Annotated in this window: 10 protein-coding genes and 1 pseudogene; 7 read left to right on the top strand and 4 right to left on the bottom strand. The window is 43.5% G+C overall.

What is annotated here, in order from left to right:
• Window positions 1-4: 4 nt before the first annotated feature.
• The 4 genes from HMPREF1139_RS07695 to HMPREF1139_RS07680 form a co-directional block, all read right to left on the bottom strand.
• Window positions 5-1,654, bottom strand: a complete 1,650-nt coding sequence (locus HMPREF1139_RS07695) for an ABC transporter ATP-binding protein/permease (RefSeq protein ID WP_009650945.1) — start codon at window positions 1,652-1,654, stop codon at window positions 5-7.
• A gap of 51 nt (window positions 1,655-1,705) precedes the next feature.
• Entirely contained in the window at window positions 1,706-3,940 is a 2,235-nt protein-coding gene (locus HMPREF1139_RS07690) for a TonB-dependent siderophore receptor (protein ID WP_009650892.1), read from the bottom strand.
• A 571-nt stretch (window positions 3,941-4,511) separates the two neighbouring features.
• Window positions 4,512-4,946 carry a molybdopterin synthase catalytic subunit gene (locus HMPREF1139_RS07685; protein WP_009650965.1) on the bottom strand — a complete coding sequence of 145 codons (435 nt, stop codon included), beginning with the start codon at window positions 4,944-4,946 and terminating at the stop codon, window positions 4,512-4,514.
• 1 nt (window position 4,947) lies between these two features.
• Window positions 4,948-5,175 carry a MoaD/ThiS family protein gene (locus HMPREF1139_RS07680; protein WP_009650916.1) on the bottom strand — a complete coding sequence of 76 codons (228 nt, stop codon included), beginning with the start codon at window positions 5,173-5,175 and terminating at the stop codon, window positions 4,948-4,950.
• A 93-nt stretch (window positions 5,176-5,268) separates the two neighbouring features.
• On the opposite strand from HMPREF1139_RS07680, the gene nspC reads away from it, so the two are divergent.
• From nspC to HMPREF1139_RS07645, 7 genes and pseudogenes are all read left to right on the top strand, one after another.
• The gene (nspC, locus tag HMPREF1139_RS07675; protein WP_009650968.1) at window positions 5,269-6,411 is read left to right on the top strand and encodes a carboxynorspermidine decarboxylase; all 1,143 of its coding nucleotides are present in this window, start codon (window positions 5,269-5,271) and stop codon (window positions 6,409-6,411) included.
• Window positions 6,412-6,576: 165 nt separating this feature from the next.
• Window positions 6,577-7,521, top strand: a complete 945-nt coding sequence (locus HMPREF1139_RS07670) for a formate dehydrogenase subunit gamma (RefSeq protein ID WP_009650828.1) — start codon at window positions 6,577-6,579, stop codon at window positions 7,519-7,521.
• Window positions 7,522-7,825: 304 nt separating this feature from the next.
• Window positions 7,826-8,197: pseudogene (locus HMPREF1139_RS07665) on the top strand (winged helix-turn-helix domain-containing protein); the annotation flags it as partial.
• Window positions 8,198-8,333: 136 nt separating this feature from the next.
• Window positions 8,334-8,936: a sulfurtransferase-like selenium metabolism protein YedF gene (gene yedF, locus HMPREF1139_RS07660; protein WP_009650912.1), complete on the top strand. Its 603-nt coding sequence runs from the start codon at window positions 8,334-8,336 to the stop codon at window positions 8,934-8,936.
• Entirely contained in the window at window positions 8,933-9,973 is a 1,041-nt protein-coding gene (gene selD / locus HMPREF1139_RS07655; RefSeq protein ID WP_083236304.1) for a selenide, water dikinase SelD, read from the top strand. The genes yedF and selD overlap by 4 nt, the downstream gene beginning before the upstream one ends.
• A gap of 82 nt (window positions 9,974-10,055) precedes the next feature.
• Window positions 10,056-14,135, top strand: a complete 4,080-nt coding sequence (locus HMPREF1139_RS07650; protein WP_009650959.1) for an EAL domain-containing protein — start codon at window positions 10,056-10,058, stop codon at window positions 14,133-14,135.
• Complete coding sequence (locus HMPREF1139_RS07645; protein ID WP_009650913.1) at window positions 14,128-14,988, top strand: ATP phosphoribosyltransferase regulatory subunit; 861 nt, start codon at window positions 14,128-14,130, stop codon at window positions 14,986-14,988. The genes HMPREF1139_RS07650 and HMPREF1139_RS07645 overlap by 8 nt, the downstream gene beginning before the upstream one ends.
• The last annotated feature ends 14 nt before the right edge of the window (window positions 14,989-15,002 follow it).

The following is a 15,002-nucleotide window of genomic DNA, read 5'->3' as shown; positions in this document are numbered from 1 at the left end:
GTCATTATTTGATCTTGATCGTCTCGTCAAATATATCTTTGAGCTCTTCTTGATGCAGTATCGCTAGCACGCCAAGCTCGTTAAAATCGGCCTTTAAATTCATCAAAAGCTCGCGCGCAGAAGGCGAGTCCAGAGCCGAAGTCGCCTCGTCCATAAATAAAATTTTAGGCTCGTGAAAATAGATCCTCGCAAAGCCCACGCGCTGAGCTTCGCCGCCGCTTAAAATTTTGGCGTAGTCTTTACGCTCGTTTAGATCGCTTTTGAATTTCGCTAGCCCTACGCGCTCCAAAATCCGCTCGAATTTCGCGTCCTCATCGCTTGGATCTTGCGGGTAGGCAATGAGCGCTTTTAGGCTCATCTTGGCTAGATACGGCTTTTGCGGTAGGAACATCACGCCATCGCGCGGCATCGCCACCAGGCCGCTACCAAACTCCCAGATGCCCGCCAGATACCTAAACACGCTGCTTTTGCCGGCTCCGCTTTTGCCACTTAGCATGAGCCATTTACCGGGCGTGAGCGTGAAATTTAGGCCGCTAGTGAGCACTTTTTGATTTGGCGTCCTCACCTCTAAATTTTCACATTTGACGCTATTTTGAGTGTGATCAAATTCTAAAATTTTATGGCTTTGCTGCGTGGCGTGAGTGAATTTATAGATCCTCTCCACGCTCGCCGCGCAGGTCATGATCTGCTTGTAATAGTCCATAAACCACGCCAAGCCGTCTTGGACGCTATAAAACGCCGAGCGTGCCTGCATCATATCGCCAAAGCTCATCGTACGCGCGAAATATAGCGGTAGCGACGCAAATATCGGGATCAGGTTCGTGATCTTTAGATAGCTGGCAGAGAAGCACTCGAGGCGAAATTCCGTATTCATTATGACGCGCCAGTTTTTCACGATGTCTAAAAAGCCGCCTCTAAAGCGCTCTTTTTCCGCTTTGCTGCCCTTTAAAAACGCGACCGCTTCGGCATTTTCACGAGTGATGAGTAGATTTGCACGGTAGTTGGCTTCGACTTGTTGCTTTTCATAGTTGAGGCCTTTTAAATTTTTACCGATGAGGTGCGTTATAAGCGAGCAAACGAGCGTGTAGATGACGGCGATATAGGCTAAAAAGCCGCTCATTGTTATGTCGTATCCAAAGAGGGTGAAATTTACGACCTTTGACGCCTCCCACAAGATCGCGGTAAAGGCGACCAGCTTTGAGAGGTTGTAGACTAGGGACTTGACTAAATTTACGCTCATATCGGCTAGAAGCAGGCTATCTTCGGCGATACGCTGATCCGGGTTGTCAAAGCTTTCGTTTTGTGCAAGACGGTAAAAATTTGCATTTTGCAGCCAGAGATTTTCCATTTTATCGCTCAGGCTCTCTCGCCACGAGATCACGAGCAGCTTTTTAAACCAGCTGCCAAGCACTATGAAAAGCACGATAAATGCGGTATAGATGAGAAATTCGCCCACAAGCGGCAAGATGAGCTCTTTTTGAAAGTTGCTCAAGGCGTCGTAAAATTTCTTGTCCCAGGCGTTCATGAGGGTGGCGACCTTGACGATAGCGAGGCTAAAGCCAAGCGTTAGAGCGAGCATGAGCCACGCTTTTATCGCGTCTTTTTTAAACCAATACCAGCTTACGATCTCGAAAAAATGCTTTAAAGTATCCAAAATTTGACCCTGAATTTAGCTTTGGGATTTTACAACCCCAAAGCTAAAATTTTAGTAAGTGTAGTTAAGAGTAAGCATGAAATTTCGCGGATCGCCGTAGAAGTTGTTCATACCAGCAGTTCTATTGTGGGTATTTACGAAATACTTCTTGTCAGTGATATTTTTGACTGCTAAGGCTACGCTGAAATTTTTATTTATTGTATAGTTTATATTTGCGTCCCAAAGAGCATAAGCTTTTTGCTCAGGTACGTAATATCCTATCGTAGCGCCTGATGACAAATTATTTTTTACATATATCCCACTAGTTTTACTTTGAAATCTTACTCCTGTTCCAAAGCTAATCTTTTGAGTATTATTTATAGGTAACTCATAGCTTGTATAAATTTTAAATAGATGCCTTGGGATATATTTTTTGGCATCTGCACCTCTGCTGTAATCTACTGTCGTTGAGTTTTCTTTCTCGCTTTTCATGTAGATACTTTTGTTATATGTATAGCCTGAGAATATATTCCATCTGTCGGTTATCGCTCCTGAAATTTCAACATCGATACCACGGCTTCGCACTTTGCCCTCGGCTATCGAAGCACTTGAATCTGTCGGATCGGTCATAGCTCTATTCTCTTGAATTACTTGAAATAGTGCAATAGCTGTATTTAAAGCCCCATCAAAATATTCTGATTTTAGACCGGTTTCTATATTGTAGCCTACGACTGGATCAAGGACATTTTTATTTTTATCTGTCGCACTTTGTGGTTTAAAAATTTCAGCATAGCTTACATACCATGAGTGATTTTTCGTAAAGTCCCATGTCAAGCCTGCATAAGGTGTAAATTTTGACTTTGTTATAATCGTGTTATTCGATCTTGTATTAGCTATATAGTTTTCATTGAATTTGTCATACTTTACGCGTGAAAATCGCCCGCCTACTAGCAAATGCCAATCGTCAGTGAAATTGTATCTCGTCCCTAGTGCGAAAGCTTGCTGATAAATCGTATTTGTAAATTTTTTATTAAAGCTTACTACGCTTGTATTTGATGAGTCCCAATCAGGTTGTGGTATTATAGATGAGTTCCAATTATAAATTCCAAGCCCTAACGCTGTCAAAGAGGTATCAGGAGACCATTTGTCCTGCTCCTCAAATACTTCTCTTGACATCTGCCCGTTTATGAAAAAGTCATGTTTCCTGCCAAAAAGCTCGTATTTACCGTCAAGACCTAACTTTAAATTTACTTCATCAGAGCTATTGTCGTATTTCCTAAAGCGAATGTCGTGCGAAGTAGTACCATTATATGGAGAGACTCCCCCCATTGAGCCAAATTTTATCATGCCATCGCTTTTTGTATAGTTTAGTTTTGCATAGGCTTTGAAATCATCATTAAAATTATGTGAAATTTCGGCAAAAGCGTTATATTTTTCATAAATGCTATTGTTCCAGTTTGCCCCGAAGTAGCTTTTGCGGCTTAAATTTAGATAGTTGCCGTTACTGTCTATAGCAGGAACACCGTAAATGTCGTAAACTTCTTTTGTTTTTTGCCATATCAATCCTGTTGTTAGAAGTGTCGCATCAGTCAAGTCAAATTCGAAAATTCCACCCAATGCACCGCGCCAACCGTCATCATAATTTTTATAAGTTCCATTTTTGCTTAAAACTCCTATCAAACGTCCTCTTATGCTACCGCTCTCATTTAACGCGTTTGTGATATCAAATGTGCTTCGATAGTTGTCCCAGCTACCAGCGCTTAAGCTCGCATTTATTCCAAGCTCGCTACTAGGGCGTTTACGGACTAGATTTACCGTTCCGCCAGGTTCGCCATTACTTTGTGTGAGTCCCGCTGCACCACGTAAAACCTCGACTCGATCATAAAATTCAAGATCGGTGAATTCTTTTGAAAAGCCAAGAGGCCCTTGGACTGAAGATGAAACGGACGAAGCTATGCCGTCTTCTTGGATATTATCTACATCAAATCCACGAGAATTTATTCTAAGTCTTCCAGTATCATTTCTGACTGTTATTCCTGGTGCATAGGATAATGCGCTATCTACGCTGTTTAAATTCAAATCTTTTATTACCTGATTTGACACGACGCTCACAGATTGCGGTGTCTCGCGGATGCTTAAATTTAGTCCCGTTGCGGTGCTCATATTACCCGTGGTGTATGAGCCAGTGCCTTCCGTCGTAGAGAGGTTGCCGTAAGTCGTTACCTCGCTTAAATTTACATCATCGGTAGCTAAAGCGAAATTTGACATCAGGCAAATCGACAGTGCTAAGGATAATTTGTATTTCATATTTCCTCCTTTGATTTTAATAATGATTATTGACGGAATTATATTATTCCCAAATTAAATTTCAATAAAAAATTAACTTTAAATTTACACTAGATGGTAAAATAGCTTAAAAAGGCGATTGAAGCTTCGTTTTTAAAAATTTTGAAATGATGAAAAATGATAAATTTGTGTCATCTTGATAATTTAAAATTTATGAATATGTTATTTTATATAAAGGCTTCTGTTACAATATTTCATTGATTTTCATCTTTCAAAGCAGGAGAATGCGAACAGCATCCCTGTAAAAACCTTGTGAAGCGACGCTATCGCCGCCGATTTTTACTTCGTGCTACGTACTCGTAACGAGACTTCGCTACGAGGACAGGGAAGCGATAGCTGACCGCGGTCTGCTTACAGTTGCGAGTGCAACGAAGCAAAAAATCGTGCTACATGTTTGGCGTCTTGCGGAGTGAGCAAGGTTTTTGCTTCACTTCGTTCGCAACTGCAAAGCAGAAGCAAAGCAAGTGTCAATGATTTATTATAACAGAGCCATTAAATTTTAAGCCAGCTTGGCGGGCTTAGCTTTGCTATTTTAGGCTAAGATCCCGGCTCCTTTTATAATATGACTGCGCTCTTTGGCGTAAATTCGCTCGCCGCCCACGACGTCGTATTTCCAGATGGGCGCGTTTGCTTTGAAGTCCTCGACAAAGTCGTTTATGAGCGCGAGTGCGACCTTTCGCTGCGGGCTCACGACCCCTGCGACATAGGAGCTCGTATGCACTGCCACATCGCCCTTTGAGTGAGCAAAGAGCACCCACGCGCCTTGCGCCGCCGCCTTTTGCTCCCAGCCTTTTAGCCACTTCTCTAAAATAGGCTCATAGATGTCAAAGCTAAGTGCGCTGATGCCGTCCTCTTCGCGCACGATACCCACAAAAGTGATGAGCGCGCCGCAGTTTTTATCTTTAAATTCGTCGTACCAGCGGTTTGTGATCGCTTTTACATCGAGGCTTCCTTCGTAAATTTCCATTTCAGCCTCCGCAAACCGGCGGCAATATCGAAATTTTATCCCCGTCTTTTAACGGCGTCTCAAGCGATGTCACGATCTCGTCATTCACGGCTACGGCACAGATTTGCAGCCACTCTTTGAGATCAAGCTCATTAAAGCCTTTGAGTGCATCTTTTAGCTCGCCTAAATTTGACGCCTCAAGCTTGATATTTTCAAATTTTATCGGTCCTAAAAACTCGACTTCGACCATAAATTTACCCTCATTATTAAAAATTTTTCTTGATTTTACTTAAAAAAAAATTTAGATATACTTATTTTCTATTTTTATGAGAGAAAGTGGATAATGAACGAAATTTTAAATGACATCAAAACCCCGGCTTACGTTTGCGAGGAGGCTAGACTTCGCGCAAATTTAGAGCTTTTAAAGCACGTCAAAGACGAGAGCGGGGCTAAAATTTTAGTCGCCCTCAAGGGCTTTGCGCTAAGCGGCGTGATGGATATGATCAGTCGTTATCTCGACGGAGCGACGGCTAGCGGGCTATACGAGGCGAAATTTGCAAAGGATTTCATAAAAGGCGAGATACACACCTATTCGCCGGCATTTAAGGACGAGGAGATAGATGAAATTTTGAGCCTTTCAAAGCACATAGTCTTCAACTCACTAAATCAATGGCGTAAATTTAAAGACAAAGCCCTTGCTAGCGGCATTTCGTGTGGGCTTCGCATAAATCCCGAAAGCTCGGCCTCGCCGACAGACGCGTATAATCCTTGCGCGAGATTTAGCCGTCTTGGCATCACGAGGGCGAATTTAGACAAATTCGACAGTCTTGATGGTATCGAGGGGCTGCATTTTCACGCACTTTGCGAGGAGAGTGCGGAGAGTCTGGAGACCGTGCTGATGAGCTTTGAGGAGAAATTCGGCTCTGAAATTTCAAAGATGAAATGGGTAAATTTTGGCGGCGGACATCACATCACAAGGGCCGATTATAACGTGCAGCTTTTGATAAATTTGATAAAAAATTTCCGCGAGAGATACGGCGTAGAGGTTTATTTGGAGCCTGGCGAAGCGGTAGGCTGGCAGACCGGATTTTTGATAGCTAGCGTGCTTGACATCGTGGAAAACGAGAAAAATATCGCGATCCTTGACACCTCGGCCGAAGCGCATATGCCAGATACGATCTTGATGCCATATCGTCCGGCGATGCGTGGCGAAAGTAGGAGCGGTAAATTTAGCTACCGATTTGGCGGAAATACCTGCCTTGCAGGCGATATCGTAGGGCAAGATGCCGGAAATGCAGACTATAAATTTAACGAGCCTCTAAAGATCGGCGACAAGGTCATCTTTGAGGATCAGATACACTACACGATCGTAAAAAACACGACTTTTAACGGTATAAAACTGCCTGACCTGCTACTTTTGAAGGAAAACGGAGAGATCGAAATTTTAAGAAAATTTGGCTACGACGAATACAAGAGGCGAAATTAGGTTTAAATTAAATTTATAAAGTAACATTTTTTACTAAAGATTTACTTGTGGTAACATCTGATATAATACGCAAGATTTGTCGAGTTCGGTCAGCGCAAGATCATGTAATGCAAAGACATTAAATAATCTCCGACTTGAAAGATCGCTATTTACAAAGGACAGAGTATGAGAGTATTTTTTGCTTTTATCTCCTGTATGATGAGCCTTTTTGCCCACGAAATGCCAACGGGAACTAACCAGTACGACAGCAATGTCTGGGCGGCGGCGAGGATCGAGAATATCAAGCCTTATGAAGACGGGCTTGGGCCGATTTTTACTTTTATTCAGGGGAACGACTACTTCGCTTATGGCGTTGTAATGCTTATTTTGGCGGTTATTTGTGCATTTACCTTGCATTTTTTGATAATCGGACCAAAGCACTTCAGCCACGACGGCAAAAAGGTTTATGCCTTTAGCATGATAGAAAGGATCGCTCACGGTATGGCTGCGATCTCGTGGATAGTGCTCGTGCCGACTGGTATCATAATGATGTGGGGCAGCACATTTGGCGGTGGAACTTTTGTTGACACTATGCAAAATTTACACGTTTTTGCTACGGTTTTGTTTGCGATCTCTATCAGCCCGATGCTACTTCTTTGGACTAGAAGGATGCTGCCGGCTATATACGACATCAGATGGATGCTGATCGTAGGCGGCTATCTTTCAAAGAAAAAGCGCCCTGTGCCGGCAGGTAAATTTAACGCCGGACAAAAGGCGTGGTACTGGGTAGCGATACCTGGTGGCCTAGTCATGATAGCAACCGGTGCAGCAATGTATTTTCTTGATTTTTCGACGCCAAACGTTTCTACTTGGGTTGGAACGGCGCAGATAAATATCCTTCGCTGGAGCGTTTTGATCCATAATGTGCTTGGTATCGTGTGCGCGGTCTTTTTCCTGGTGCATATCTACATGGCGGCTATCGCGATCCATGGGGCTATTTGGTCGATGATCAACGGCTACAAGGAAGAAGAAGAGGTTTATGTACTTCATCACTACTGGTATCAAGAGCTTATAGCTAAAAACAAGATCCCGGTATCAGACTACGAAAAAGTCTATAACAAACTAAGCTAAATTCCAGGCTTCGTCTATACGGGCGAAGCCTTTCTTTTTTATCGCTTTTATTTAAAAATTTTTACTATCTTAATCGCGTAGTTCAAACTCTAGAAGCGACGATTTACAAGATAGCTTCATCCTTGTCACAGATACTGCTTTGCTCGAATGCTGCTTATTTTCTAGATATCGATCACTCCTGAAGCGAGTGAAATTTGCGAAGCTGTCATGATAAAATATCGATATTTTCGTGCAAAAGAGCTAAAATTTATAAAAAATGGCGTAAAATTCGCTCTAGATTGTCGTGTGCCTTTTATTTTCGGACAAAGGGGAGAAAATGATAGTAAAGACGAAGACCTGGATAGAAAACAGCGAAGGGGAGCTGCTGTTTGGAAAGGGCAAAACGCAGGTGCTTGAAGTCATAGCGCAAGTTGGCTCCATAGCCAAAGCAGCTGAAATTTTGGGCATGAACTACAAAAAATGCTGGACGCATCTAAAAATTTTGGCTCAAAATTTAGACGAAGAGCTGGTAAACACGAAGCGAGGAGGCAAAGAGGACGCCGGCACTACGCTAAATCCTCGCGCCTATGAGCTCATAAACGCTTATAAACAGCTTCAGCGTGATATCGAAGAGTATGCAAATAAGCGCTTTAAGGAGCTGTTTTTGGATAAGCAAAAAGCCAAAACAAACAAATAAAACGACTAGTCAAAGCCGCTAAATTTTCATCATTTAGCGCCATTACTAGCGCCAAAAAAGAGCAAAATTTAAAATTTTTTTGGATATAATCACGGCAAGTTTCAAGGTTTGAAAAACGAAAACATAAAGGAAAAATATGCAACTAGACTGCAGAAATTTGGCTTGCCCCGAGCCTGTCATCAAAACCAAAAATGCGATTGGCGGATTAAAAGAGGGCGAAGAGCTTGAAATTTTACTAAATTCCGTGGCTTCTTTTGAAAACGTCTCGAAATTCCTAACCTCACAAGGGCAAAATTTCAAACGAAAAGAGCTTGGCGGCGGCGAATACGTCATCAAGGCTATTAAAAGTGGCGAAATAAACGAACAGATCGACGCTAGCGAATATGTCTGCGAGCCGATTGGTAAAAACGTTAAAAAGGTCATATATCTAAACGAGGATCGCGCCGGCAGCGGAGCCGTAGGCGAGGTGCTACTATCAAAATTTTTAGGCGGATTTGCTCAGATCGACAACAAACCTTACGCCGTAGTCTGCGTGAATACGGCCGTCAAAATGACTACCGACAGATCTCATCCTGGCTTCAAACCACTTCGCGATCTTGAAAGCCTTGGGGTCAAGATATTTTCCTGCGGTAGCTGCTTGGAGGCTTACGGGCTTGTCGATAAACTAAGCATTGGCGAGATGACGAACGCTTATGAAGTGGCTGAAATCTTAAGCAAATATGACGAGATAAAGTTGTGATCTATACGAACAAAAAGCTGACAAAATTCGTCCGCGCTGCGGGTTGAGCTGCCAAACTTGACCCGGCGGGTCTACACAAAAGCATTGGCGGACTGAATTTATCGCACCCGGCTCTACTTACTAGGACCGATACCAACGAAGATGCGAGCGTTTTTAAACTGACTGATGATCTCGCGCTCGTGCAAACGCTTGACTTCATCACCCCGGTCGTGGACGATCCGTATCTTTACGGGCAGATCGCCGCGGCAAACTCGCTTAGCGATGTCTTTGCGATGGGCGCACAGGTCATAAACGCGCTAAATATCGTGGGCTTTGACAGTTGCAACCTTGATAGTGAAATTTTAAGCCAGATCATGCAAGGCGGGCTTAGTAAAGTGCGCGAGTGCGGTGGCGTCATCGTCGGCGGCCACAGTATCGCTACGCCCGAGATGTACTACGGACTTAGCGTCACGGGCCGAGTACATCCTAAGAAATTTTGGGCTAATTATACCTCTAAGGTAGGTGATACGCTCATTCTTACAAAGCCGCTTGGCATGGGAGCTTTAAGCACCGCGATAAAGGCCGATATGCTAAATTTAGAGCAGATAAAAGAGGCTGCCAGATATATGTCTCAACTAAATTTTTATGCCGTGGGCGCGATGGAAGGCATAAGAGTAAATGCCGCGACCGATGTCACCGGGTTTGGCTTTTTAGGACATCTTAGCGAGATGGGACGAGATGATATAAGCTTTGAAATTTTTACTCGTGATGTACCTATTTTAGCCAGTGCACGTGAAGTCGCTGCAATAGGGCTGCTACCTGAGGGGAGCTACAAAAATCGCGAATTTTGCGCCAAATTTTTAAACATGGATGCAAATGACGCCGATATACTGCTATTTGACGCGCAAACCTCGGGCGGTCTGCTTCTAGCCGTAGATGCAAATGACGCCAAAAATGCACTAAAACGCCTAAAAGAGGCAGGATACGAGATGACCAGCGTAGTCGGCACCGTAAATGAGCGCAAACTCGGTCAAAATCTCATAAATTTAAAGCCTTAAAAACCCCTATAAGCTAAAACAAGCAAAATTTCGCTAAAATCCTCGCTTAAAGCTTAAGTTTAACAACAAGGTTTCGGAGTCTATGCTACAAAATAAAAAAAGCAGACCTAGCTCTTGGATAATCAAAAATTTTCACGCTAAAAATTTACTCGCTTTACTCGCCTTTTTAGCCCTTGCATCGTTTATATATAGTGCTGCAAAAAGCGACGTCAGATACGAGGTGAGCACTCTAAATTCAAACATCCAAAGCTCTATCAGGCGAAATTTAGACATCATCCAAAACGACCTTTACGTAAGGGCTCAAAAGATAGATAGCGGCCTTTTGAGCGAAGAAGCAGCCATGAGCGATGATAGCTTGAGCGAGCTATATAATGCGGTTTATATCGTAGACGCGAACTCTACTCTGCGCTACTCGCGCGAATTTACAGGCGCTCACGAGCTTAAAAATTTCGATCTTCCTTGGCTCGATGCGCTTGCTAAAAGGCCTTTCGTGGTTTCTAGCCGCGCGTATAAGGGCGGACGAGCCGAGGCGGTATATGCGGCTTTTAGGTTGAGCCAGGGCAAAAGATTGATCGTGGAGCTAAATTTAAAGCTTTTGAGCGTCAGCATAAGCAACGCCATCAGCCAAAGCAGCGATATCGCCTTTTTGTGTGATAAAAACGGCAACCTCTTAAGCGATGAATTCAGCAGATTTTTCAAGCGAAGCAAATACATAAAATATCTTAGCCTAGGAGATGAATTTGGCGAGAGTAAGACGATATTTTCGCCAACGGATATGAGCCTTGAAGTGATCGATTATATGAAAGATTATGAAATTTTCGTCATCACCGGCTCTACTAAAAATAATGAAATTTTAGCTCAATGCCTGCTTTTGGCCGTATCGATATTTTGTTTCGCGGCTTTTGTGCTGCTTTGGATCAAGGACACGGCATTTACTAAAAAAAATATATCGGCTCCGCTGCAAGACATACTGGAGTTTTTAAGGGATCGGAGCAAAAAGGCAGATGCTAAATTTGCCGTAAGCGAGCTTGAGGAGATAAACAAGAGCGTAGAAGCGCTTTATGAAAAGATAGACGAGGCGAATTTAGCCCTTGAGAGCTACAAAAGCAGGTTTGGCTATGTGTTCGAGCAGGGCTCTTTAAATATCCTGGTCTACGACGCATACACGGGCGATATAGTCGATGTCAGCAGCAACCTGCTAAAAGCGACCGGCTACACGCGCGAACAGATGCTAAATTTAAACATAAAAGACCTCGTGTATTCTAGTTTTAGCGATATGGTCTATTATAGAAGAGAGGCTATCGAAAAGGGCAAGCCTTTTAAGCTAAAAGCCGTGTTCAAAAACGGACAGATAAGAGACATAAGCGTTATGGACTCACCTATAGAGCTAAAGGGACAAAGGCTAAATTTCGTCGTTGCCAAAGACATCACTGACGAGCAAAACGCGAGCAGGAACGACGAGATCATCAAAAACTATATGTTCGTCTCTCCTAGCGTCATTATGATCGCCCAAAAAGACGAGCCTTTCATCATCACTCAAAGCACAAATAACGCAAATTTGGTATTTGGCATAAAAGATGACGCACCTATCGATCTAAGAGCGCTTGTTTGTGGCGAGAATCTCAATGAATTTATAAATGCCATAGAGGTCGCCAAAAAGCTCTTCGTGATGGGAGATGGTAGCAAAGAGACGCTTGATTTCATCGTAAAAATGACCGGCAGAGGCGGCCAAAAGACGCCTTTTAAGGTTTATGTGAAATTTATCCTAAACGAGGAGAACAAATTTGACAAGATCGTCTATTCTTTTAGCGATCTAAGCGATCTTGCGAGGCTTCAAGAAAGATACGACGCCGATCAAAAAAGCTTTAAAAACATACTCTGGGCGAGCGAAGCAGTCGTCTTTTCATGGAGTAAAACAAGCGGTGTCATGCAGGTAGACGATGGATTTGCAAAGATGCTGGGCTTTAACGACGCGAACGAGCTTGGAGTGCTTGATTTCAAGCGTTTTAAGGCCTTGCTGGCAGGTAGCTACGCGAGTTTCGAGCAGCTTTTTGAAGGCATGAGGTTTGATGAGAGCGTCTATTTTGGCGAGTTGAAATTTCACGCTAAGGATAAAAGCGCAGTTTATATCGGCGTGAGGGCGCGGGCTTTAGAATTTGACGAAAACGGCGAAGCGTGTCTCATCAAAGGCGCGTTTAAAAATTTGACCCAGCAAAATCAAGCCATCATCTATCAAGATCTGCTTTGTAAGCTGTTTTCTTACGCCAAAGAGGGCGTGGCTACTTTAAGCGCCGATCTTAAGATCATAGACGCGAACGACGCGTTTTGTCAGATGTGCGGTTACGAGCGAGATGAAATTTTAGCCAAAGACGTAGCTTTCATAAAGCCCGGTCTAAGCGGCCTCACGCAGGATATGACGAAGGCGGCCAAAGGCGGCTTTTGGCAGAGTAAAATTTTAAATAAAAACAAAAACGGCGAGAATAGATTCGAGCTGGCGCGCCTAGCACCGCTAAATGACGTGCAAGGAGGGCTTTTTTGCTACGTTTTGCTGGTCTCAAATATAAACGATATCGAGTCAAATCAAGACTACCTCGAATACATCGCCTATCACGATCCGCTCACCAGACTGCCAAATAGAATTTTATTCACGCGCAAGCTTGAAGATATGCTGGCTAAAAACGATAGGCATATCGCGATCGCCTATCTTGATATGGACGGATTTAAGGGTATAAACGACACATACGGTCATCAGGCCGGAGATAAATTTTTGACTGAAATTTCAAGCGGCATCGATAGGCTCTTTGACGAGAGAGATATGTTTGCGCGTATCGGTGGAGACGAGTTTGTGGCCATCATCGTCTATAAAAACGCGGGCGAAGTTTATGAGATCGTGCAAAATATGCTACGCATCGCCTCAAGCGAGGTCTGGTATGAAAACGTGAAGCTTCAAATCAGTGCGAGCATAGGCGTCAGTATGGCGAGCTTAGCGCAAACAAGTGCCGAAAATCTGCTCGAGCAGGCAGACTGGGCGATGTATCAAGCAAAGCTTGGTGGGAAAAACAGATACTATGTGTTTGACGCGAGCAAAGACAGGAATTTCAAAAACCAATACGAAGAGGCCTCAAAGATACTAAAAGCGCTTAGAGATGATGAAATTTTCCTCGAATATCAGCCCGAGATCGATATCAAAACGGGCAAAATTTTAAGCTACGAGGCGCTTATCAGGTGGCAAAGCGAGGGGCGCGTCATCTATCCGGACGATTTTTTGCCGCTTATCAAAAAGCAATACATCATCGACGATATCGCGCTTTTTTCTATCAAAAAGGCGCTTGAAGCGCAAATTTTATGGAGCAAAAACGGCAAAGATGCCAAAGCTTGCGTGAATTTAAACATCGAGCAGCTTTGTTCGGATGAATTTTTCGTAAAATTTAAAGAGTTGGCAAATGCCGACAAGAGGCTGAATTTCAGCGAGCTAGTCATCGATATAGTCGATGCTAACGCTGTAAAAGACCTGCAGCCGGCTCAAAAGGCGCTACAAAGATACAAGCGCTTTGGCGTGCGCTTCGTGCTTGATGACTTTGCGTCGCATTCAAGCTCTTTTGAGGCTCTTGGTTTGCTCAAAGTCGAGCGCTTTAAGGTCGATAAACAGCTCTCGCGTCAGGCCTTTGACTCTAAGGCTTCGATAATGACGCTACGCATGATAAAGCAGATCTCGGATGTTTTTGGCCTTAAGGCGACGATCAAGAATATCGAGGATAAAAAGACGCTTGAAATTTTATGCGGATTTGGGTTTGAGTGCTTTCAGGGTAACTTTTTCACAAAGCCACTTAGACTGGACGAGGCGCTAAGGTATGAATTTAAGGGCATCAGCGGGCTAGATCTAAAGCGTCATATCGATGATGCGCAGTTTGAGCGACTAAAAGAGTGCGTAGAGCTAAAAGAGTGCGCTCTTGAGATCGTCTCGTGGCTGCAAAACGAGGAAAATTTAAACGAGGACATAAAAGACGAGATAGCCAAAAAGATACGAAGTCAAAATCCATACGAGCAAATTTGCACTTTGTTAAAGCGGGCTTTAAGCGCTCAAAACAAAGACGAGGCGCTTAGGCTAGCAAACGAAGCAAACGCGATGTGTGATGAAATTTTAAAGGATATGAATGAGTGAAAATATACAAAATTTAAACGTTTATGAGCATGAGATACCAGTGGGCAGTCGGCTTTATTTTGGCAAAAGCGCGAAGCTAAAAAGGTGCATCGAGCAAAAGGCAAGCGAAATTTTAGAAAATGAGGGCTTTAGCGAGATAGTTACGCCGTTTTTCTCGTATCATCAGCACCTTAGCGTCAATGCCACGCAGCTGCTACGCTTTAGCGACAGTGCAAATCACCAAATAAGCCTGCGCGCGGACAGCACTGTCGATGTCGTGCGTATCGTGCTAAGAAGGCTAAAAGGAGATATCAATAAAAGATGGTTTTACATCCAGCCGGTTTTCCGCTATCCAAGCTCGGAGATCTATCAGATCGGAGCCGAGCTGATCGGTGAAAGCGACGTTTCAAAGAGCGTAAAGATCGTCGCGCAGCTACTGGAGGAGCTGAAATTTGAAGCGTTTTTGCAGCTTAGCAATATAGAGATCCCGCGTGCGGTGTGTAAAATTTTAAATTTGCCGATCGAAATTTTTGAAAAGGGGCAGATAGAGCAAATTTTAGCCCAAGATGTCGCTTGGCTTAGTCGTTTGGCACTGCTAAAGACCCCTGGCGAGCTTAGCGAGATGATACCTCTCGTGCCCGGTGAGTTGAAAGCGCCGCTTGAAAGTTTAAAAGAGCTTGCAAATTCGCTGAAATATAAAAATTTAAGAATAGTTCCGCTATATTACTCGAAAATGAGATATTACGATAAGCTATTTTTTAGATTTTTAAGCGCCAACGCCATATTGGCAGGCGGCGGAAACTATGAGATAGACGGCATTTCAAGCAGTGGCTTTGCGGTTTATACCGATGCGTTGATAGAACAATCAAATTAATCTAAGGATACAAG

Origin of the sequence: Campylobacter sp. FOBRC14, assembly GCF_000287855.1 — a bacterium.
GTDB classification, from domain to species: domain Bacteria; phylum Campylobacterota; class Campylobacteria; order Campylobacterales; family Campylobacteraceae; genus Campylobacter_A; species Campylobacter_A curvus.
Note: the sequence above shows the minus strand (reverse complement) of the source record. Positions and strands in the feature narration are given on the sequence as shown.